The organism is Vibrio sp. SCP2 (genome assembly GCF_059295395.1).
In genome coordinates, this window is record NZ_JCAFVV010000010.1 from 95578 (window position 1) to 116498 (window position 20921).

Sequence of the window (20921 nt, forward strand, 5' to 3'; positions counted from 1 at the left end):
GTTATTATGCGTGTTTTACGTTTGGCTGCTGGAGAGCCAAGATCTCTTCGACTAGCTTGGGTACCTCTATACTTGCCCTGCCGTAACGTTTCTCTTCGAACTCACTTTCAACGGCACTTGGTTCAAGATTGATTTCTATCGTGTGCGCACCATGCATTTTAGCGTCATGGACAAAGCCCGCTGCGGGATAGACCACCCCAGATGTACCTATTGATACGAATAAGTCTGCGGCTTCAAGCGAGGCATAAATATCGCCCATTCTTAGCGGCATCTCTCCAAACCACACCACATGAGGTCGCATTTGCGAAGGGATCTGGCAGCAATGACAAAGATCGCCTGTTTTGATTTCGCCCTTTTCCTCGATGACTTGATTAGACTCACTGCAACGCGACTTCAGCAACTCACCATGCATATGAATGACATTGCTACTTCCTCCACGCTCATGAAGGTTGTCGATGTTTTGCGTGATAATGGTGACCGTTCCTTCAAGCTGCTCTTCAAGTTGACCAAGCGCAATATGAGCGGCATTTGGCTCAATGGAAGGATCTTGCAGCCCTAGGCGGCGCTGGTTATAAAAGTCTTGAACCAAATCAGGATTACGCTCGAAACCTTCTGGAGTGGCAACATCCTCTATTCGATGGTTTTCCCACAAACCGTCTTGAGCACGGAAAGTTTGGATACCTGACTCAGCAGAGATTCCAGCTCCAGTTAAGATAACGACATTACGATACGGGAAATTCATACTACTTCCTTGTTAGTGTTCTTGAGATTAGCTTAGCATCGACTCTCCTTCTTCCCTAGCGCTGCAAGTTAGACCATGGTCGAAATATGCAATGTTTTACCTAGTTTTTGTGAGGTTAAACAAAAAGGCAGCCAACTTGGCTGCCTCATCTATTCAGTGAGCGAAAGATTAGTCTTCATTTGTCGCTGAGATTTTATGAATGGCTAAGTCTGCACCGTTAAACTCATCTTCCTCTGATAAACGCAAACCAGACACTTTATCGATAACTCCGTAGACTATGAGCGCGCCAATCACTGCGATGGCAATACCTGCAACAGTGCCAAGTAGTTGAACGGTAAAACTCACGCCCCCTAAGCCCCCTAACGCGCTTTGACCAAAGATTCCTGCTGCGATACCGCCCCACGCTCCACAAATGCCGTGCAGAGGCCATACGCCAAGTACGTCATCAATCTTGGTTTTGTTTTGAAGATAGGTAAACAGATAAACAAACAGCGCACCCGCAACGCCGCCGGTAATGAGCGATCCGATAGGATGCATTAGGTCAGAACCGGCACAAATCGCCACAAGTCCCGCTAAAGGACCGTTATGAATAAAGCCCGGGTCGTTTTTACCCGCGATAAGCGCTGCAACAATACCGCCAACCATCGCCATCAATGAGTTCATGGCAACTAGCCCGCTGATACCATTCAATGTTTGCGCCGACATCACATTAAAGCCAAACCAACCGACGCAGAGAATCCATGCACCCAATGCCAAAAATGGGATGTTCGAAGGTGCGAAGTTGGTGTGTTTCCCTGCTCTAATACGCCCTTTACGCATACCGAGGAAGATAACGGCAACTAATGCTATCCAACCGCCAACGCCATGTACCACGACTGAACCAGCGAAGTCATGGAAGCCATAACCAAATTGCGCCTCAAACCACGCTTGCAAGCCAAAGTTACCATTCCAGATCATGCCTTCAAATACCGGATAAACTAATCCGACCGTAAAGAATGTGGCGACTAATATAGGATAAAAACGTGCACGCTCAGCGATACCACCTGAAACAATGGCAGGAATAGCAGCAGCAAATGTTAGTAGGAAGAAGAATTTAACTAACTCGTATCCGTTACCCTGTGACAAAGTTTGAGCATCTGCGAAAAAGTTAGCACCGTACGCAACCCAATAGCCAATAAAGAAGTAAGCAAGCGCTGAGATACCAAAGTCAGCAAGGATTTTGACTAACGCGTTAACTTGGTTTTTATGCCTTACGGTCCCAACTTCCAAAAAGGCAAAGCCAGCGTGCATTAAGAACACCATGATGGCGCCAAGAAGAAGAAAAAGTGTGTCCGAACTTTGAGTCAGGGTTTGAACGGCTCCATGAACCTGACTTGCTGTTACGCTCATTCGTGTAAGTCTCCATTTTTGTTGTCGCGCACTTTTCCTGTGCGTCATATAACGTTGCTCACCACATTGGTGATATTGCTTGAAGCACTGATACGGCAAGTTACATGCCAGTAAGTTATGATTCTATAAATTGGAACTAAGCTTATGAATAATAGATATTTTATCTAGTAGCTAGAAATCAGCTAAATGAATCGGACGCACACCTTTGGTGAAGCACTGCACGGTTATGGGGATAAGCGCACCAGATTGAGGAGGGTTATTGTGGTGCAAAAAAAGCCCTGAATGTTCAGGGCTTATCTAGATTAAGTTCAAATTTAAAGGTTTGGACCTTTAGAGAAGCTAAATGGTTGGTTCTCTTTAAGCTTATTCATACCTTGGAACATACGAACAAACCAGAACGCAATGGCAATCAAACCGAATAACATGCCTACGTAAGGGATATAGTAAGCAATGTCATCAATCAGATGGCTCTTATACCAATAGTCATTCACACCAATAAGAACACCATTCGACGTCGCGACCGTAATGATCAACACAACGAAGTAAGTTAGGTTGAGGAAGAAGGTTCGAATCAACCCATAATAATGAGAGTCAATGATCTCCCCATCCTCTCCCTTATCTAAACGGTATCCCGCATAAATGATGGCTATCACACCTGAAATCAAGCAGGTAAACGGTGTAAAGCAGCTTAGGATGTACGCAACCCAAATACCTTTATGAGGTTTGTTCATTTGTTTGCGCTCCTTTTACTTGGTTATCAGAGTTGTTCTCCGCAGTACTTACTCCCTGCTCTTGACGCTCTTTTTCCATCATTTCTTGATACCAAAGATCGTGGTGTTCTTTCGCCCAAGTTTCATCAACTTCACCCGTGACCATACCTTCTAGTGCACCTTCCATACCGAACAGGCCGATATAGATATGGAACACAAAACCACAGATCAGAATGAGCGCCGCCAACATATGAACGAGGTTAGACAGCTCCATATCACGGCGTGTCTGACCAAAGATTGGGAAATCTAACACCAGACCACTAAGCGCAACCACAGAGCCCACAACAATAAGCAGCCAAAATAGTGCTTTTTCACCTGCGTTGGAAAACTCTGCCGAAGGATGTGAACCTTTGTGTTTGCCAACCATACCACCAAGCTTCATAAACCAAGCAATATCGACTTTCTTAAAGATCGATTTACGCCACCACTTAATCAGAACACACAGCAGTAACACGTAAAAGATGGGGCCAATGTAGTTATGGTATTGCTTCGCCAACATGATGATGAAGCCCCAAAGCTCTGACGGAATGTACGGCTTAAGGAAATGTTTGCCGTAAACCAACATCAGCCCGCTAAACGCGAGTGTTAAGAAGGTAAACGCCATACTCCAGTGCAAGGCGCGATCCAATCGAGACCAGCGTTTGATCTTCTTACCTGTTCTTGGCGCACTTAACATGAGTGGGCCAATCACAATGTACATTAAGGTAACGAATGCGATACTACCGAAAATCGCCACAGCTCCCGCTGGTGACATCCATTTCTCTTTCAAAATGTACCAAGTTTGACCTGGGGTACTAATTAGCATTCCATGCTCAGGGAACTGAGACGTCGTGTAGCCCTCTTCGCCTTGACGAACTTGACGCCAGAAATCGGCTCCTGCCAATTGGGTCATTTCACGTTGTGCAACTTCAGACTCTTTTTGCTCAGCATGCGCAGGCAGCGATAAAGCAAAGAGTAATGCTGCCATCATTGACAGCATTACTAGAGATGCACGTTTAAACATTGAAAACATGAATCTCTCCAGTCTTAGCTTTTCGTTGCGTCGTAAGACAGATCATTACCGTCTGTCCAACCAGCGCCTTTAGCACCACGCTCTACAACACGTTGACGGAAGATGTCAGACACCTTCTCAGCATCACCTGCCAACAGAGCTTTGGTTGAACAGAGTGAAGCACACATTGGCAGCTTACCTTCAGCAATACGGTTCGCACCGTACTTCTGACGCTCTTCAACAGAGCCCGCTTCTGTTTCAGGACCACCTGCACAGAAGGTACACTTGTCCATCTTGCCGCGTTCACCAAACGCTTCCTGTTTAGGGAACTGTGGTGCGCCAAACGGGCAAGCAAACAAGCAGTAACCACAACCGATACAAAGATCTTTGTTGTGTAGCACGATGCCATCTTCTGTGTGCTCGAAACAGTCTGCCGGACAAACCGCCATACAAGGTGCATCGGTACAGTGCATACAAGCAACAGAAATCGAGTTCTCACCCGGTTCACCATCGTTCAAAGTAACGACGCGGCGACGTTGGATACCCCACTCTAACGCGTCATCATTTTCGTTCTTACATGCAGTGACACAGCCGTTACATTCGATACAGCGCTTGGTGTCACAAAGGAATTTCATTCTAGCCATTTGTTGACTCCTTAAGCTTTGCGAATGTTACATAGGGTGACTTTGGTTTCCTGCATTTGCGTGACAGGGTCATAGCCGTAAGTCGTGGCGATGTTGGCAGATTCACCAATAACGTATGGGTCAGTGCCTTCTGGGTACTTGCCGCGCAGATCTTCACCTTGGAATTTGCCGCCGAAGTGGAATGGAATAAATGCCATACCCGGTTTAACGCGTCGCGTGACCATGGCTTTGACATGGATGCGGCCTTTCTCTGCACCCTCAACCCAAACCATTTCACCATCTTTGAAGCCAAGGTCATTGGCATCTTTCGGGTTTACTTCAACAAACATTTCTTGTTGAAGCTCAGCTAGCCACGGGTTCGAACGCGTCTCTTCACCACCACCTTCGTACTCAACCAGACGACCCGAGGTTAGGATGATTGGGTACTCACCCGATACATCTTTATCTTGAATCGACTTGTACATGGTTGGTAGGCGGTAGATAGACTCGCTGTCGTCCCATGTTGGGTAATCCGCAACAAGGTCGCGACGTGGTGTGTAGAGCGGTTCACGGTGAAGTGGTACGCGGTCAGGGAAGGTCCAAACCACAGCACGCGCTTTCGCGTTACCGAAAGGAATACAGCCATGCTTGATGGCAACACGCTGAATACCGCCAGATAGGTCTGTCTTCCAGTTTTTACCTTTCGCTGCTGCTTTTTCTTCAGCGGTAAGATCATCCCACCAACCAAGAGATTTCAGCAGTTTGTCGCTAAATTCTGGGTAGCCATCTTCGATTTCACAGCCTTTTGAGTAGCTATCTTCGGCAAGGATATTAGTGCCTTCAAATTCAACGCCAAAGCGTGCGCGGAAGTTACCGCCGCCCTGAGCCACTGGCTTAGACGTATCATAAAGAATATGCGTACCAGGGTGCTTCATTTCTGGTGTTCCCCAACATGGCCAAGGTAGGCCGTAGGTTTCACCATGAGCAACACCACCTTCAGCTTCTAGTGACGTTTTGTGGAATGTGTGCCAGTTTTGTTGGTGAGCTTTTAGACGCTCTGGGCTTTGACCTGTGTAACCGATTGTCCACATACCGCGGTTAAATTCACGGGTAATGTCTTCGATTACAGGTTGGTTGTTTTCCACCTTCACATTCTTAAACAGCTGATCCGCAAAACCTAGCTTCTTGGTCAGCAAGTACATGATTTCATGGTCAGGTTTTGATTCAAACAGAGGATCAACCACCTTGTCGCGCCACTGAATAGAACGGTTAGACGCCGTCACACTGCCGTATGTTTCGAACTGGGTTGTCGCAGGTAGAAGATAAACGCCATCGGTACGATCATTCATTACCGCTGCAACTGTTGGGTATGGGTCAACGATGACCATCATATCCAGCTTTTGCATTGCCTTCTTCATTTCAACGCCACGAGTTTGCGAGTTTACTGCGTGGCCCCAATAGAACATGGCGCGAATATTGTCATTTTGCTCGATGTTGTCTTTGTTTTCTAATACACCATCGATCCAACGAGACACAGGAATACCCATGTTATTCATCGGTTTCTTGCCGCGATACTCATTTTGATCGAATCGATCTTGCACCCATTTGTGCTCTAGATTCCAGACTTTCGACCAGTGCTTCCAAGCGCCATCAGATAGGCCGTAGTAACCAGGAAGTGTATGAGATAGAACGCCAAGGTCTGTTGCACCCTGTACGTTGTCGTGGCCACGGAAGATGTTAGCACCACCACCCGATTTACCCATGTTGCCAAGTGCAAGCTCTAGCACACAGTAAGCACGCGTGTTGTTGTTACCTGTGGTGTGCTGAGTACCACCCATACACCAAACCACACACCCTGGTCGGTTTTCTGAAAGTAGCTTAGCTGTCTTGTAAACATCCGCTTCAGACACGCCAGTGACGCGTTCGACTTCTGCAGGGCTCCACTTAGCAACTTCTTCACGGATTTCATCCATACCAAATACGCGTTGACGGATGAACTCTTTGTCTTCCCATTTGTTAGCGAAAACGTGCCACAAAATACCCCAAATGAAAGCAACGTCTGAACCAGGACGAAGAGAGACATAGTGATCCGATTTTGCAGCAGTGCGCGTGCGACGCGGGTCAGCAACAACGATCTTACAGTTGTTCTTCTCTTTCGCGATCAGGATGTGCTGCATTGCAACTGGGTGAGCTTCTGCCGGGTTTGAACCAATGAATAGCATCGACTTACAGTTATGCATGTCATTGAACGAGTTAGTCATCGCGCCGTAACCCCAAGTGTTTGCTACACCTGCTACGGTTGTTGAGTGACAGATACGCGCTTGGTGATCGACGTTATTTGTGCCCCAAAGTGACGCCATTTTACGGAACATATACGCTTGTTCGTTGCTGTGCTTCGCACTACCTAGCCAGTAGACAGAGTCAGGGCCAGATTCTTTGCGAATATCGAGAACCTTGTTACCGATCTCTTCTATCGCTTGATCCCAAGAAAGCTTCTTCCACTTACCGCCTTCAAGTTTCATCGGGTACTTTAAGCGACGTTCACCATGTCCGTGCTCACGTAGAGCAGCGCCTTTCGCACAGTGTCCACCAGCGTTAAATGGGTGGTCGAATGCAGGCTCTTGGCCCGTCCATACGCCGTTTTGAACTTCAGCGTAAATACCACAACCAACAGAACAGTGAGAACAGATGGTACGTCTGATCTCTGTTTTTGCATTAGGATCAACAGCTTTGGCTTCTGCTTTTTTGATCATGCCGGGTGCAAACAAACTCGCGCCTACGACAGCGCCACCAGCAGCAAGCGAGCTGTTTTTCATGAAGGCACGTCTCGATACACCTAACTGATTCTGTTCTTTGCTCACGTTATCGGAGCGTTTGACTAATTTCATTGGTTAGCTCCTATAGCGTTTCGTAGTAGTCACGAATGTGTTGAGTTTCGTGATAACCCGTTTTCTTTTCGTCTTGCTTCACTTCTACAGATTCTGCAGCGCTAGCCACTTTGGTAGTGCCAGCGACTACGGCTCCAGCGACTGCTGCGGTCGTTAAGCCTTTGAGAAGATCCCTACGGCTTTGATTTAACTCTTTATTATCTTTCATTATTGCTTCCTTACCCTTTTTAGTAGGTATTGCTATCGACGTGAGACGTTATTGCTGAGGCTGCTCATACTCAGTCACGTTTTTCACATCAATTTTTAATTTGGTTTTGCTGTTTTGTAGATTGGCACTGAAACGCACCTGCTCTAGAGTCATAAACGCGTTCGTCAGTTCGGCTATGGCCAAGTAAAAGTTCGCGTTCTTTGCTTCTTTTACTTGTTTAACCAGAGAGCTGAACCATGTGCCTAAATGTTTGTTGAAGAACACTTGCTGTAGCTCTTCCTCTTCTTCGGTGAGTACCGACATCACTTCACAGAGCGCCGAAAAGTGATCTTCTGGTTCTTTTACTTGTTCTTCTCGCTCCAAACCAAGAAGTCCAAGATCATGACGAATAGACGCAAGCGGCTTCTCCATTAGCGACCCTGTTAGGTGCCAAGAAGCAAAAGGCACGACTTCACCGCGACCAATGCCGATAAATAGCTCTTGGTATTCATCTTCTAGCTGTTCTTGGCTGCTTTCGATTGCTGCTGATTTCACTTTGTGCCAAGCAAGCTGCATGGCACTTTCGGCTTGCTCTGTCTCAAGTTGGGACAGGAAAGCGATCAGTTCAGTTGATGGCTGCTGACGGTATAGCGTTGACAGCAGTAGGTAGATATCTGCACGAATTGTTTGTTGTTGATTATCCATCGTACTCACGCCTTAATAATTCAATTGTTTGGTTGGGTCTTCTGCCATGGACTCAAACATGTCCACCACTCGGCAGTCTTCACACATAGCAATACGATTCAGAGCCGCTTCATCGGCAAAATGAGAGTGACCGCGTAATTTATCTTGTAACATTTCAATCATAGACTGCGGTGCAAAAGGTTTGTGGCAGCGTATACACTCGGCTGCTTTTTCCTGATGGATGACTTGGGCTTGCTGGCGACTCTCTTTGTCCCAATTCATACGAGGCGTCAGAGTCAGAACTTGTTCTGGGCACGCTTTAGCACATAGCCCACATTGAATGCAGTCTTGCTCGACGAATTGAAGTGAAGGAGAAGAACCATCGGTGTGTAGTGCTCGGGTAGGACAAACGGCGACACAACTCATACACAAGGTACAATCTTTACTTTCACAGCTGACATTTCCGTAAGGCGCGCTTTCTGGCAGCTCTACGATGTTCTCAACCGGAATACGAGCTTGTGCAAGAGAATCCAGTGCGGTGAAAAGACGTTGACGTTTATTCCCTTGTAGATCGCCCAATGCCAAATCAAAAGATTCGGTGCAAAGCGTTGGTGCCCCTTCTCTCAGCGATTCCAGATAAAGAATATCTACGGTCTCTTTTGCTATGCCTAGCTGAGTCAGTAACTCTTGCGCAGTGGCCACTTCGTTGTTGAGGACACGCAGAATGGTTTCTGGCATAAAACGGCTGGCGGCAAACAGTACTTGAGTTGCCCCATTCACTAATGCTGCAAACCACGAATCAATCCCAACTGAAGGCAACTCTTCTACGACAACAGGAACGACATTATCTGGCAGTGCTTTAAGCGCCATCACGTTGTATTGTTCATGGCGTGAGCTACAAATTAAAACAATAGGATCTTGCCCGCCCGCTTGCTCATAGTTTGCCAGTGTGCGTTCTATGAATTTCTGGGTTTCTTGTGGAGTAGGAAGCGCGTAATGAATCGCCTCGGTCGGACATGCGGTTGCACACGTGCCCACGCCTTGACAAAGGTAAGGGTTAATTTCGATTCTATGCCCAGTTTTATCTGTACCTTCACTGGACAATGCTCCGGCAGGACAAGCATCAACACATCGCTCACACCCTTTTACGCCGCGAGAACTATGCGCACATAAGTCTGTATCTAGACGGAAGAACTTGGGCTTATCAAACGTGCCCATCAGAGTCGGGATCTCGTCCAGCGCTTCTGCAAGTTTTGGATAACCACGCCCTACTGGGTAATAACCAGGTACTGGGACTTCTTCACTCATGCAGCTGTTAAGGCACAAGTCTAGAACGATATCGAAACAATCCTGGTTGATAGCGACCTGCGCAAGATTACTTTCGATACCATTGTTTTCGGTAACGACAGTAAACGTCCCTAGAAAACCTGATACTTGAACTGAACTAGCAAAATAGAGATTGTTAGACTCACCTTTTTCGCCGTCAGTAGAAAGCAAGGTGACACTCTTTAACTGCTCTAACTGAGCAGCGGCACTCTCAATAATGGATGTAGGGCCAACTATGAGTGTATTACCGCCACTTTCATAGCTGACGGTTGGTGGAATAAGATTAGTTAGCTCAACGGTATTCTCAAACGTATAGCGTCGCGCCTTTCCGTTTGCTGATGTTGATTCTTGTAGTAGTTCTTTTAGCATTGCTCTGTTCCAGTAGAACGGAATATTCACTTAGGCGAGTAAAAGCAATTGCTGTACCAACTTTATATACCCATTAAATCAATGCTTTATCGTTATTCGATGACCAATTACACAATAAAAAAACGGAGTGAGACAATTTGTCCCACTCCGTAAATTGATGATTTAGTCAAAATGTACCTATTCTTTGTGTGGTATATTTTGTCCCACTGTTTCCGTACTTTCTATCGATTGCGATGAATCGCTTATCGTTTGCTCTTCAACTTCATCATGCTTAGCTAAGTCATCATCACTGCTTGTCACCTGTGTATTATTGTCTACCTCTTCTTCATCGGATTGCATCCAATCACGAAGCTTTTCAGCAACGTCTGAAGAGAGGCTTTTTACTGCTTTATAGTCGTGGTCATAATCATTCAAGCCATCGACTTCACTAAACTGACCCGATAGGAACAGCTTCCTTAGCGCCGCTTTTTTTACCGAAGACTCAGCTTCTGACGTGAGAAGTGAGGCGATGTTCGTCTCAGGTTGCTCCGCAGCTTCAAACTCTTGAGTACTTGGTTCTAAAGCGGTTTCAGGCTCCCCTGCTGTCTCTGACTCGGTTTCGACGACATCTTGCTCGAGCTCGACTAAAGGCTCATTCTGAGAAGCATTTTCACCTTCTAACTTCTTTTTAGACCAACGATTAAAAAAACTAGTTGCCACTTGCTCTACCTGCCCCTTTACGTTTTTTGCGTCTTTGTTCGAGCAGCTCCCCGTGACGACCAATAAAGGCTTCCATCCACGCTTGAACAGGGAGTGGCATATCATTAGAAAGCACCAAGTAATCGCCATCCATATACTGGCCTGCGACACTTTGCGAAGCTGTGAGGGTAACGATGTTTGGCGTCTCATCAGAATCGACATTATCTAGAACCAAAAACAATTTTGGCTGATTTGAACTTAGGTTAAATCGATAATCAGTGCGCTCATCTCGATGCAATTGAAGCAAGGCAACCGTTGCCTTTGTTTCATTTGGGGTAAGGTCGAATGAAACTAACTGCCATTGCGTCGTCGTCCATAGGCCTGTGGCGATTTCATGTGCGACGAGTTGGCATTCAATTGGCCAAAGCTCTTCCGATTTTTCTACTTTTTCAGTCACAGTTTGATGTTTTGACATGGTTCACCAGCGTCGAATTTGATATTTAATGGATTTACACAAATCACTTAAATAGAGTTATATGCTCATGCTGCAAGCAATATCTGTACCCATAACTGACTTGCTCTATATTCAACCAATTTAGTTGAAATCTCTGACTGAGATGGCGTTGGTTTGTAAAAATTAGAGGATCGACAAATAGGAACGCTAATTGCAAGTAACAAGTAGCAAAAATAATACTGAGTATTTAGATAGGAAACGTCTGTGGTTAAACCAAACATTATTAAAACCAGTGAAAACCCTTTGCAAACGATCGAAGTAGAAGTGTTCGATGAATATGGTGAGAGGTTGACCAAGCAGATCGCCTGTGAGCGCCCTCTCACGGTGATGCTGAACTGGAAAGAAGTCGTAACCTTAATGACGCTAGGGTCTCGACCTGAATCCTTGGTTCTCGGATATCTAAAGAACCAGAGTTTTATCAGTGATCCTGAATCGTTAGAGTCTGTCATTATAGACTGGGAAACGCATACGGCAGCGGTCATCACTAAAGAAGACACTCAACAAGTAGAAAGCGCACTCAAGAAAAAGACAGTCACCTCTGGCTGCGGACAAGGTACCATGTATGGCAATGTGATGAAGCAGCTTGAGGGTTATCAAGTTCCTCAAGTCGCTCTCAAACAATCTGAAATCTACTCGGCGTTGGAAGCGTTAACTCATTACAACGACACGTATAAGAAGGCCGGTGCGGTTCATGGCTGTGCGGTGTGTAAAGGTAATGAAGTCCTCTCTTTCGTTGAAGATGTAGGTCGTCACAATGCCGTAGATACGTTGGCAGGTGAAATGTGGCTTAATCAGGAGTCTGGTGAAGATAAGATTTTTTACACAACCGGTCGCCTTACTTCTGAAATGGTGATTAAAGTGGCGCAAATGGGGATACCAGTTTTGTTATCTCGCTCTGGTGTTACGCAAATGGGGTTAGAGCTTGCTGAGAAGTTTGGCATTACCACAATTGCTCGTGCAAAAGGTTTACGTTTTCAGGTCTTTACAGGTGCCAGCAAGATTGTTTTCGACGTAAAAGGCTAATCTAGTCATCGTTCCTACCACATATTAAACGCATCCTCTGGATGCGTTTTTTATCTCTCGAAACTTGCAATGACGCGGTGCACTGCTATTAGTTTTATATATGTGTCATAAATATTTTATAAAATTGTCACATAAGTAAGCTACCGACGTCACTAGGCTATCAGGGAGGTGTTCATGGACGATTCTCCAGGCACTCAGCATTCTAAAGGATTTGCTTTATCTATTCGCGCAAAACTGTTTCTCATTAACGCCATGCTGTTAATTTTTGTTGGCCTCTACGGCTTTGTTGAACACTCTAGCCTTGAGCGACTCCAGTCCTTAGAGCATGCTGCGAGTCAAAACCTCGCCAGTGAAGTCGATCTATTGATGCTAAGACGCCATGAGAAAGACTTCTTAGCACGTAAAGACCTTAAGTACCCAAAGCGATTCGATTCAACATTTGATCAAATGACGGCACGTCTTGCAGACTTGTCTAATACCTTGGTGCTCAACGATCTTGACTTCACTTCTTCGACCAAAACAATTTCGCAGACACTTGAACAATATCAAGCTCAGTTCCATCAACTGGTTAATCAAGTCAATCTGCTTGAAGGAAAAGGCAGCGAAACAAGTTATATCAATCAGTTGGAGCAAGCTCGCCTTGAACTAAGACAATTGGCCGTTGAGCAACGTGACATTAACTTAAAAGTCGCCCTATTTGAGTTAATGGAAGCGGATTTTCGTTATCTATCCGATATATCGAAAGAGAGTGAAACTCTTCTGGTCAATGCGCTAAGTCAGTTTGAATCGACTGTCGGGCAATACCCACCGTTAGCGAATTACTTCTTTAACTATCGCTCAAAAGCGGATCAACTGATCAATGCTAGAACGTTACTAGGCTACAGTGCTAATGAAGGTTTACGGGGGCAATTGAGAAGCAATGTTCATAATACGGAAGAAGAAATTGCCTCTTTGCAGTCTGCTATTGTGCAAGAAATATCATTAGCGACGGTACAAGTTAAGCAGCAGCTGCAAATAATCGGCTTAGTCATGGTTACCCTACTCTCTTTACTGCTGTTTATGATTGGTAGAAGTATCCTTAAACGGATCAAAATCATTAACATCTTAATGAAAGATATTGCATCTGGCAGCGGCGATCTCACCGTCAGGATGAACGCTAAAGGTAACGATGAACTAGCACAGTTAGCCAACTCTTTCGATACCTTTGTCACCCAGCTACACACGCATATAAAAGATGTCGCGTCGGTGATGGAAGTGCTAAGTGAAAGCTCATGTAGCTCAGAACAAGCGGCTTCGAAAAGTATGAAGAACGCCGAGCAGCAGAAGCTGGAATCAGAGTCTGTCGCGACCGCCGTCAACGAATTGGTCATGACGACGAATGAGATCACCGCGAATATTGAGTCTGCTGCGCACAATGCTGAGCGAGTGAAGACAGAAGCACAGAATGCGCTAGATATGACACATGCAACAGGGGACCGAATTGATGTGTTAGCGGCAAGTATCGAAGAGTCTCAAACCCACGTTGTATCACTTGAAGAGCAAAGTCGCGAAATCAATCAGGTGGTTTCTACGATTCAAGGCATTGCGGAACAAACCAACCTGCTTGCACTTAACGCCGCTATAGAGGCAGCTAGAGCGGGTGAAAGTGGTCGAGGCTTTGCCGTGGTGGCGGATGAAGTGCGCCAGCTGTCATTAATGACCAATGATTCTACTCATCAAATCGAATCAACGATTCAGTCACTGACTCAGGGTATTTCGCAAACGGCCAATCAAATGGCAACAAGCGCAGCTCAGGCAAGAACGACCAACGAACACACTCATAAAGTGGTGGAAGCCATTGAAGGTATCAGTGAGCAGATTGGCGAAATGTTTGACATGAACACGCAAATTGCGACTGCCTCAGAAGAGCAATCAATGGTCTCTGCTGAAATTGATCGCAATATCACTGAAATTGCGCATCTGGCGGGCAACACCTTTGAGGTGGTGTCTGGCTCTGTAAGGTGCAGTGAGCAAGTATCAGGAGTTAGCCACAAACTTGAGAAAATCGTCGCGCAATTTAAGTACTAGTCGCAGACTTATAAAAAGAGCCTCTGCGGAGGCTCTTGGTTTACCTAACTTTGAGGCTGTTCGACAAAGATCAAATCGTTAGTGTTAAACCCTCGCTCTTTGGACATGGTTTTAAACTTCTCTATTACAGTATCACTAACTGTTGGTGTCCGAGCTAATAACCATAAGTACTCATTGTTGGGGCCAGACACAAACGCATAATCATAGTTACTACGTTCTAATTCAAACACCACGTAGGAACCATAAAAGGGGCCGAAAAAGGAAACTTTTAAGTACCCTTGGTTCTTCGCATCGACAAAGTACGCTTTTCCTTCAGCCTCTTCCCACTGTTGGGATTCGCTGTTATACCCGCGATTAATGACCTTTACCCCGCCATCATCGCGTAAGCTGTATTCCGCGGTAACTTGTGTAAGCCCTTGTTCAAAAGAATGGTCTAAACGAGCTATCTCATACCATTTACCAAGATAGTTAGTGAGTTCAAAATCACCAACAGGTGTCACTGACTTTGGCATTCCCAAGCAAGCGGTCAAAGTGAAAACCGTACTAAGTAATAGAACCGTTTTAAATGTTATCTTCATACACCGAACCTTATGGATTACATATTTCGTCGTTTACACTGAACGCACTAATCGATAGCGCCTCACCACACCTTCATTTTTATCCTCGTAGTTACCGAGGTATTCTCCGCCACTCTTTTCTATCACTTTCTGAGAGGTTCGGTTATCGATTGAGCACGTCACGATAACAGCATCGGTCACAACATGATCGCGCACCCAGGCGAGCAAATGAGAAGCAACCCCCTTACCACGGGCAGATGGCCTAGTCTCGTAACCAATACGACCAATCACATTTTCTACGTTCGCGTTACTTCCTCTCCTTACCCGAATCGCACCTAAAATCTTGTTATCCGCGAGGCAATAATATGTGGTACTGGGTAGATAGCCATTTGGTAATTCAGAGGTTTCTTGAGCTCGTGCTATTAAACCAGATAAGTAGCTTTCAGGGTCACGCTCTACATTGGCATATTTGGGAATTCCGGATTCATAGCACTCTTTAGCATAACTCGCGAGCAAAGGCGCTAAGCTTATGCTTGCTTCTACTACTTCCATGTAATAATTAATCCTCTTTGTTGTAACTCGAAATAATCGTTGTATGAGATACAGCCGTATCAAAGAGTTGCTCCTTTACTTTCAAATACTCACTGTCTGTAAAGAAAGTTTCGGCAACGGATTGATCTGGAAACCGTATTGTAAAGACTCGATTAATGGGTTTATCGACTTCAGAGATGAGAACTTCTGAAACAATGAAGTCAAAACCGAATTTGCCACCATATGAAGTGAGGATAGGCTTCATAGCAGCTCGGTAGTTTGAGTAAACATCATCATTTGAAACTTCTAGGCCAACTAAGAACTCGTACATTTCATAGCCTCCTTTGCTATAAGATTAATTACTGGCGACTTAACAGCAAACTTGCCCCTGACATAGCTAAGAAACTAGCGCAGCCTCTGTTGAAACGCTTGGCCATTGCAGGTTTCGCAAACCACTGTCGCAAATATATTCCGAATATGGCATAGATCGATATTGCGCCCATTTCTAGTATCAGGAAAGTCACACCTAAAGCGAAAAACTGTTCCTTTACATTAGCCGAAACGTCAACAAACTGCGGAAGGAATGCAGTGAAAATCAATATAGCTTTGGGGTTACCAGCTGCTAGAAAAAATTCTTGCCTCGCTAAACCCAATCGGCTTTGAGCATCTGAAAACTCCTTTATAGGATTTGACTCTGAACGCCATAGGTTAAAAGCAATCCACAACAAATACGCTGCGCCTGCTATTTTTATGGTCAGAAAAAGGGTTTCGGAGGCATATAAAACGACTGCCAGGCCGGAAGCGGCTAACGCAATCATTACAGAAAATGCTGCTATTCGCCCAAGACCAGCAATGAAAGCAGACTTGAAGCCATAACAACGAGCATTATTCATAGATAATAGGTTGTTTGGGCCAGGCGTCATGTTTAGCGCAAAACACACAGGTATAAAAAACAGTAGCTTCCAGATTTCCACAATATTCACTCCATGAAATTAACGCTAGCTTAAGCCTTGAGTTCATCTTCTACTAGAATCTTAAGCATCAGGCCAATTTAAACAGAAAATACGAAGTTTGGGGAATCTGACTTAAACATTTTTTATGTTCGCAACCAGTTATTGCGCTATTTCGACGAGAATGAGATCTCAGGCATTTTGGCTTTAAAACCTATTTTTACTTCGCTACAACACAAACCAAACTCCCAAAGATCGTCTTCTTTCTGATACGAATCAAACCGGATTATGTCCCAAGGTAAGTTAAAGTCGGTACTGAAATCTTGAGTGCCGCTATCAGCTTCCATGTAACTCATTTCTAGTTCACTAAAGACAGCTACAGCTTCATCTTCGAGGCTTTCCCAAGGCGCAACAACTAACGTTAATCCTCTCTCGGACAATGAAAAAGCTTTAAGAGCGTGTGTCCCCAAAGACCGAAACAAACGTGCAGAAATATCTTTCTTCATTCAAAGCTCCTAGAACACTTTGCTATTTTGAGCGATGATATCCCAGTGTGATGACGGGACCCAAAAGCATATTTAGTTTTTGAAAGAAGCCTCGATACTCGTTTTTATAAATCGCTTCCGCTTCTTTGGCTGTATCTGCCGTGATGATTGCCGCTTGCTCAACATAACCTTGCTCTTTTAGCTGAATAGCTTCCTCTCTATATGTGTCTGAGTTAACATCTAAATAGGTATATCCACCATCTTTATTGAAAAATTTGAAATCCATATTGATACCTAACTTGATTTAACATTTGCCTTCTAATTAAGAGCTTAGTTGCATTACTAGGAACTTTAATCAACATCTAAGTGATTGAATAGGTGAAATATCCATTGTGCGATCGAGGGCGCTATGTAAAACAAACTGTCACAAGCTGGGGATGAATAACGCTACCCTGTAACTTTAGCCGACCTCATTAAAGTAAATCTAGTCGAATGTCCTGTTATGTCGCCGACCCTGAATCTAGCATCACGAGGACAAAGCTCACTAGTAAAAGAAGGATCGCGGTAATAGATAAATTTACCGTAATACTAAGCCGTAACACTTCATTACCAATTTTGTGGTTTCGACTCACGAGCTCTCTCTGGGTTATTAAAGACAGCAAATCTCTATTTAGAGTGTCATCCTTGTCGTGAGATACAAATGCGATAACGAAAATTGCAATCGCCGAGTAAGCAAGATAATCCGCTAGCAGCAAACTTGATAAGTAGTCAGAGCCCCACCGAAGTAGAAACAAGCCAGAACATATAGATAACAAGTAAATGCAAAGCTCTTTAATTAACGTCCTCATACCTTCTCCGTGAAAATCTATACATCCATATAAATAAGCTTTCATAATAATAAGTTTGTTTAAGGTTAACTAAACCGGAGGAGGTAAATTGTCGAGCAGGTTAACGGTATTTGGCGCTTATAGCCGTGTTAAGGTATAAGCCTAGTCACTTTTGAGCAGTTTTTATATGGTTTGTTCTCTAACATAAAGATCTGAGCGATCGTTAATCTTACCTAAACGAACTAACCTAGAAGCAATAGAGCCTTTTGTCCTTTTATGAGATTTTGATAGTTCATCGATACCTAAACCTGAGTCAAACCCTTTAGAAAGCATTTCATCTTCGTCTGATTTCCACGGTGACGCAATTTTATGACTATTCCAGACAGTATTTATTAACCAAGACGCAGCAAGTTACAAAGAAAGCTAAAATTAGACTAATTTGCCACAAACCGTCACCATAGAAAGACATTTGATTACCAGACCAAACCTTTAAGGCAATATTGAAGAGTTCACCTTTCAGGCCAGTCACGACAACCGCTGCTAGATAATATTTAGCAAACTCGATGATTAAAGTTTTGGTATTGGATAAGTAAGTATCTAGCACGTTTAGAGCCTGAAATAGTTAAGCTTGTCCTCATAGAGTAACAAAAGCACACGTGCTCACAAATTAATCAAGCGCCCCATTGCGAGCAACCTCCAAATTGAGTCATAACGCCCAATTAAGGTGTGAGCAACGCATAGTGAAAATGCCACGCGTTATGAATCACTCTTGATAAGTTTGTTATGTGTAGTTTTCTATGTACTTCCTTAATGACTCTGTCGGTTTGAACAAAGGACTAATTGGAAGCTTAAGGTTTAGCTTTTCAATTTCCGCCGCCGAAAAGCCATGGTATTTCTCAAAGTAACTCCAACTGTTCTTGTGAACCTGCTTCACGATTTGAAAATCTAGTAGCAACTGAGAAAACGCTAAAGGACTATACCCCTCAGTCTCGGCAATAAAGTACTGTGCTGCCGAATGTTTACCTTGAACCAATGCCAAATAGAATCTTGAGATGTCATTAACATGAATATACTGGTTATAACCTTGAGATGGTATCGCTACCTGGAGCGTTTGGTCAGACAAGGAGTCGACAATTCGCTTTATCTGACAGTTTTCACCACCATAAACCAAACTTGGGCAGTAAACTACATGCCACTGCTTTTTGATAGCGTAGCCTATTGTAACTGTATCCAATTTCACCACTTCCATTGGCTTAAGCTTAAATTCTTTGAGGTCACTGTGAGAAGCATTGCCAAATAGCCAAATGCCCGATGTGTGGATTTTTGTCGCTCCTTTCGCTGCGAGTCTGTCCAACTGCGTTAGTAGCTTGAACTCTATATCAGCGATTTCCTCAGGCGAATATTCTGACCAATGTGGGCGAGCACAATTTATAACAATGTCAAAGTAACCAGAGAAGTCTGATGGAACTTTGGTTAGCTTCCGAGAAGGAAGTAAGACACCGCTAGTCCTGCTGTAAGTCGAAACTTCAAAGCCACTTTCAACAAACATCTTAGTCACGTGGCTACCAATATACCCATTGGCTCCTGCTATAAGTACTTTCATTCTTTCCATGAACTCTCGATTAGACATAACGCCTTGTTAAGTGGCTAGCAACGCTAATCACGATACTTAAGCCAACCACCAGGAACCAAAATTGCCGAGCGTTGATAGTCCGCCTTGAGCAGTTTGTTAGCTGCTACGCAGAAGGTTGCGTTTTTCACCCAAGTGCCTAATTTGAAGTACATTATTGGTTTTGAATAACAATGCTCATAGGACAGCTCGCAAACCAAAACACAATTGATGAAGCATGCTTGGCAGTGAATGCTTTCGAAGAAGCCTACTACCAAGTGCGCTAAGCAAATTTAGCTGAGGCAACATTTCAACACCCAAGAAGCCGCACTAAAGAACTAAACAAACACACCACTTCAGTAAGCTGACTTTGGTTGATTCAACCACTTAACTAACAGTGCCACTGGCGAGATAGTTTGCACCTAAGGACCATCAAGTGTGAAGCCAGAGCCCCGTATTCATGAGCACTTAAGCCCTTAGTTTCTTTAAACACTAGCTAACGCCCTGTTAAGGTGTGAGCAACGCAATGCTGAAGCTCCCGCATACCACTTTAAACACCAAACGCAACGCATAGTAAAAATGCCACGCGTTGCGAATCACTCTTAAACAGTTTGTTATGCAAATTTCAACGAATGCGTAACTTCCCAATGTTATTTATACGACTGTAATCGTATTTGGGATAATAAACCCAGAATGTATTCTCATTTTTCGAGTCCTCGGCTATTAGTAACTCGATCTCACCATCGTTAACAACGATCCGCACTTTACTTTTACGTAAAGGTTTCGTCCTATTGATAGTCACATACTTTTTGTTTTTTAAAGCATTCAATAACTTAGATTCGTCAAAATCTTCATCAGATTCGATAACAAAACTGTAATCACTTAATTCTGAAGCAAGTGACGCTCTGATTAGATAATTCAAGGAAAAATCTAGGATAATGCCTGATAACGCTGTTCCTACAAATACTACTATGGTTGTTTTGCCCTTACCTAAGCACCCGAGCACAAAAACTGAAAGCAATCCTACGACAAAAATTATTTGATTAATACGAAACCAAATATCTATGTAGTTATCCATATTTTCCCTATTTGCATAACGCCCTGCTAAGTGGCTAGCAACGCAAGTCACCAAAGTAAATCTTACCACCGTAAACACTATGCCTGATTAGAAGTAAAATCGCCAAGCGTTGATAGTCCGTCTTAAGCAGTTTGTTATGGTGATGCTTATTGCAAAACAAATTTCAAATCGCTATAGTTCCACATCATATCAATGAGGTGATTAATGAAACATTTCCTACTACTTACATCTATTCTTCTCTCCACTAATGCTCTTGCAAAATGTTATGGCACAGATTCATTTAAAACTTGCTACGATAATAGTGGTAACACCTACAATGTACAAAAATATGGAAACACCACAACAGTTCAAGGGTATAATAGCAGCACAGGTTCACAGTGGAACCAATCGAGTACAACTATAGGGAATTCTACTTTCACTAATGGCACATCAGCTAATGGAAACTCGTGGAATAGCACAACCAACAAGATTGGTAATAGTACCTTTACTACAGGGACGGATTCTAACGGAAACCATTTCTCATCAACCTGTAATGAATACGGCTGCTACTAAGTTGAAACTCCAGTTGATTTAACTGGAGTTGATTCACCATAACGCCCTGTTAAGAGGTGAGCACGCAATACAAAAGCCTCC

21 protein-coding genes are annotated in these 20921 nt (G+C 44.1%); 2 read left to right on the forward strand and 19 right to left on the reverse strand.

Annotation, left to right across the window (positions count from 1 at the left end):
* Positions 1-4: 4 nt before the first annotated feature.
* From cobB to AC5O63_RS19770, 11 genes are all read right to left on the reverse strand, one after another.
* Complete coding sequence (gene cobB, locus AC5O63_RS19720) at positions 5-742, reverse strand: Sir2 family NAD+-dependent deacetylase (protein ID WP_239825833.1); 738 nt, start codon at positions 740-742, stop codon at positions 5-7.
* A gap of 168 nt (positions 743-910) precedes the next feature.
* Positions 911-2131: an ammonium transporter gene (locus AC5O63_RS19725; RefSeq protein WP_494506014.1), complete on the reverse strand. Its 1221-nt coding sequence runs from the start codon at positions 2129-2131 to the stop codon at positions 911-913.
* Between the two features lie 314 nt (positions 2132-2445).
* Entirely contained in the window at positions 2446-2862 is a 417-nt protein-coding gene (locus AC5O63_RS19730) for a hypothetical protein (protein ID WP_004745951.1), read from the reverse strand.
* Entirely contained in the window at positions 2846-3913 is a 1068-nt protein-coding gene (locus AC5O63_RS19735) for a formate dehydrogenase subunit gamma (RefSeq protein ID WP_494506015.1), read from the reverse strand. The genes AC5O63_RS19730 and AC5O63_RS19735 overlap by 17 nt, the downstream gene beginning before the upstream one ends.
* Before the next feature lie 14 nt (positions 3914-3927).
* The gene (fdh3B, locus tag AC5O63_RS19740) at positions 3928-4536 is read right to left on the reverse strand and encodes a formate dehydrogenase FDH3 subunit beta (RefSeq protein WP_004745954.1); all 609 of its coding nucleotides are present in this window, start codon (positions 4534-4536) and stop codon (positions 3928-3930) included.
* An 11-nt stretch (positions 4537-4547) separates the two neighbouring features.
* Positions 4548-7403, reverse strand: coding sequence for a formate dehydrogenase subunit alpha (locus tag AC5O63_RS19745; RefSeq protein ID WP_494506016.1), 2856 nt, complete (start codon positions 7401-7403; stop codon positions 4548-4550).
* 10 nt (positions 7404-7413) lie between these two features.
* Entirely contained in the window at positions 7414-7611 is a 198-nt protein-coding gene (locus tag AC5O63_RS19750) for a twin-arginine translocation signal domain-containing protein (RefSeq protein WP_004745957.1), read from the reverse strand.
* 48 nt (positions 7612-7659) lie between these two features.
* Positions 7660-8295, reverse strand: coding sequence for a TorD/DmsD family molecular chaperone (locus tag AC5O63_RS19755; RefSeq protein ID WP_494506017.1), 636 nt, complete (start codon positions 8293-8295; stop codon positions 7660-7662).
* A 12-nt stretch (positions 8296-8307) separates the two neighbouring features.
* Positions 8308-9969: a 4Fe-4S dicluster domain-containing protein gene (locus tag AC5O63_RS19760; RefSeq protein ID WP_494506018.1), complete on the reverse strand. Its 1662-nt coding sequence runs from the start codon at positions 9967-9969 to the stop codon at positions 8308-8310.
* 177 nt (positions 9970-10146) lie between these two features.
* The gene (locus AC5O63_RS19765; protein WP_494506019.1) at positions 10147-10668 is read right to left on the reverse strand and encodes a DUF3306 domain-containing protein; all 522 of its coding nucleotides are present in this window, start codon (positions 10666-10668) and stop codon (positions 10147-10149) included.
* Positions 10658-11122: a DUF3305 domain-containing protein gene (locus AC5O63_RS19770; protein ID WP_494506020.1), complete on the reverse strand. Its 465-nt coding sequence runs from the start codon at positions 11120-11122 to the stop codon at positions 10658-10660. Before AC5O63_RS19770 ends, AC5O63_RS19765 begins: the two co-directional genes overlap by 11 nt.
* A 243-nt stretch (positions 11123-11365) precedes the next feature.
* Between AC5O63_RS19770 and fdhD the strand changes: the two genes are divergently transcribed.
* Positions 11366-12184, forward strand: a complete 819-nt coding sequence (gene fdhD / locus AC5O63_RS19775) for a formate dehydrogenase accessory sulfurtransferase FdhD (RefSeq protein WP_494506021.1) — start codon at positions 11366-11368, stop codon at positions 12182-12184.
* Between the two features lie 174 nt (positions 12185-12358).
* A complete protein-coding gene (locus tag AC5O63_RS19780) occupies positions 12359-14251 on the forward strand; it encodes a methyl-accepting chemotaxis protein (protein ID WP_494506022.1) in 1893 nt (630 codons plus the stop codon).
* Between the two features lie 44 nt (positions 14252-14295).
* On the opposite strand, the gene AC5O63_RS19785 is transcribed toward AC5O63_RS19780, so the two are convergent.
* From AC5O63_RS19785 to AC5O63_RS19820, 8 genes are all read right to left on the reverse strand, one after another.
* Positions 14296-14829, reverse strand: coding sequence for a lipocalin family protein (locus tag AC5O63_RS19785; protein WP_494506023.1), 534 nt, complete (start codon positions 14827-14829; stop codon positions 14296-14298).
* Between the two features lie 33 nt (positions 14830-14862).
* Complete coding sequence (locus AC5O63_RS19790; protein WP_494506024.1) at positions 14863-15360, reverse strand: GNAT family N-acetyltransferase; 498 nt, start codon at positions 15358-15360, stop codon at positions 14863-14865.
* Between the two features lie 7 nt (positions 15361-15367).
* Positions 15368-15670, reverse strand: coding sequence for a DUF1330 domain-containing protein (locus AC5O63_RS19795; protein WP_494506025.1), 303 nt, complete (start codon positions 15668-15670; stop codon positions 15368-15370).
* 28 nt (positions 15671-15698) lie between these two features.
* Positions 15699-16313 (reverse strand): LysE family translocator, encoded by a 615-nt coding sequence (locus AC5O63_RS19800; RefSeq protein WP_494506026.1) that lies wholly within the window; start codon positions 16311-16313, stop codon positions 15699-15701.
* Positions 16314-16459: 146 nt separating this feature from the next.
* Positions 16460-16795 carry a hypothetical protein gene (locus AC5O63_RS19805; protein WP_494506027.1) on the reverse strand — a complete coding sequence of 112 codons (336 nt, stop codon included), beginning with the start codon at positions 16793-16795 and terminating at the stop codon, positions 16460-16462.
* 22 nt (positions 16796-16817) lie between these two features.
* Positions 16818-17060, reverse strand: coding sequence for a hypothetical protein (locus AC5O63_RS19810; RefSeq protein WP_494506028.1), 243 nt, complete (start codon positions 17058-17060; stop codon positions 16818-16820).
* Between the two features lie 1322 nt (positions 17061-18382).
* Positions 18383-19204 (reverse strand): NAD-dependent epimerase/dehydratase family protein, encoded by an 822-nt coding sequence (locus AC5O63_RS19815; RefSeq protein WP_494506029.1) that lies wholly within the window; start codon positions 19202-19204, stop codon positions 18383-18385.
* A 631-nt stretch (positions 19205-19835) separates the two neighbouring features.
* On the reverse strand, positions 19836-20288 hold the full coding sequence (locus AC5O63_RS19820) for a hypothetical protein (RefSeq protein ID WP_494506030.1): 453 nt from the start codon (positions 20286-20288) through the stop codon (positions 19836-19838).
* Positions 20289-20921: the final 633 nt, after the last annotated feature.

What these genes read in the sequence shown, in the direction of transcription:
- cobB (WP_239825833.1), bottom strand. Translation starts at nt 742, where the DNA reads ATGAATTTCCCGTATCGTAATGTCGTTATCTTAACTGGAGCTGGAATC.
- AC5O63_RS19725 (WP_494506014.1), bottom strand. Translation starts at nt 2,131, where the DNA reads ATGAGCGTAACAGCAAGTCAGGTTCATGGAGCCGTTCAAACCCTGACT.
- AC5O63_RS19730 (WP_004745951.1), bottom strand. Translation starts at nt 2,862, where the DNA reads ATGAACAAACCTCATAAAGGTATTTGGGTTGCGTACATCCTAAGCTGC.
- AC5O63_RS19735 (WP_494506015.1), bottom strand. Translation starts at nt 3,913, where the DNA reads ATGTTTTCAATGTTTAAACGTGCATCTCTAGTAATGCTGTCAATGATG.
- fdh3B (WP_004745954.1), bottom strand. Translation starts at nt 4,536, where the DNA reads ATGGCTAGAATGAAATTCCTTTGTGACACCAAGCGCTGTATCGAATGT.
- AC5O63_RS19745 (WP_494506016.1), bottom strand. Translation starts at nt 7,403, where the DNA reads ATGAAATTAGTCAAACGCTCCGATAACGTGAGCAAAGAACAGAATCAG.
- AC5O63_RS19750 (WP_004745957.1), bottom strand. Translation starts at nt 7,611, where the DNA reads ATGAAAGATAATAAAGAGTTAAATCAAAGCCGTAGGGATCTTCTCAAA.
- AC5O63_RS19755 (WP_494506017.1), bottom strand. Translation starts at nt 8,295, where the DNA reads ATGGATAATCAACAACAAACAATTCGTGCAGATATCTACCTACTGCTG.
- AC5O63_RS19760 (WP_494506018.1), bottom strand. Translation starts at nt 9,969, where the DNA reads ATGCTAAAAGAACTACTACAAGAATCAACATCAGCAAACGGAAAGGCG.
- AC5O63_RS19770 (WP_494506020.1), bottom strand. Translation starts at nt 11,122, where the DNA reads ATGTCAAAACATCAAACTGTGACTGAAAAAGTAGAAAAATCGGAAGAG.
- AC5O63_RS19780 (WP_494506022.1), top strand. Translation starts at nt 12,359, where the DNA reads ATGGACGATTCTCCAGGCACTCAGCATTCTAAAGGATTTGCTTTATCT.
- AC5O63_RS19785 (WP_494506023.1), bottom strand. Translation starts at nt 14,829, where the DNA reads ATGAAGATAACATTTAAAACGGTTCTATTACTTAGTACGGTTTTCACT.
- AC5O63_RS19790 (WP_494506024.1), bottom strand. Translation starts at nt 15,360, where the DNA reads ATGGAAGTAGTAGAAGCAAGCATAAGCTTAGCGCCTTTGCTCGCGAGT.
- AC5O63_RS19795 (WP_494506025.1), bottom strand. Translation starts at nt 15,670, where the DNA reads ATGTACGAGTTCTTAGTTGGCCTAGAAGTTTCAAATGATGATGTTTAC.
- AC5O63_RS19805 (WP_494506027.1), bottom strand. Translation starts at nt 16,795, where the DNA reads ATGAAGAAAGATATTTCTGCACGTTTGTTTCGGTCTTTGGGGACACAC.
- AC5O63_RS19810 (WP_494506028.1), bottom strand. Translation starts at nt 17,060, where the DNA reads ATGGATTTCAAATTTTTCAATAAAGATGGTGGATATACCTATTTAGAT.
- AC5O63_RS19815 (WP_494506029.1), bottom strand. Translation starts at nt 19,204, where the DNA reads ATGAAAGTACTTATAGCAGGAGCCAATGGGTATATTGGTAGCCACGTG.
- AC5O63_RS19820 (WP_494506030.1), bottom strand. Translation starts at nt 20,288, where the DNA reads ATGGATAACTACATAGATATTTGGTTTCGTATTAATCAAATAATTTTT.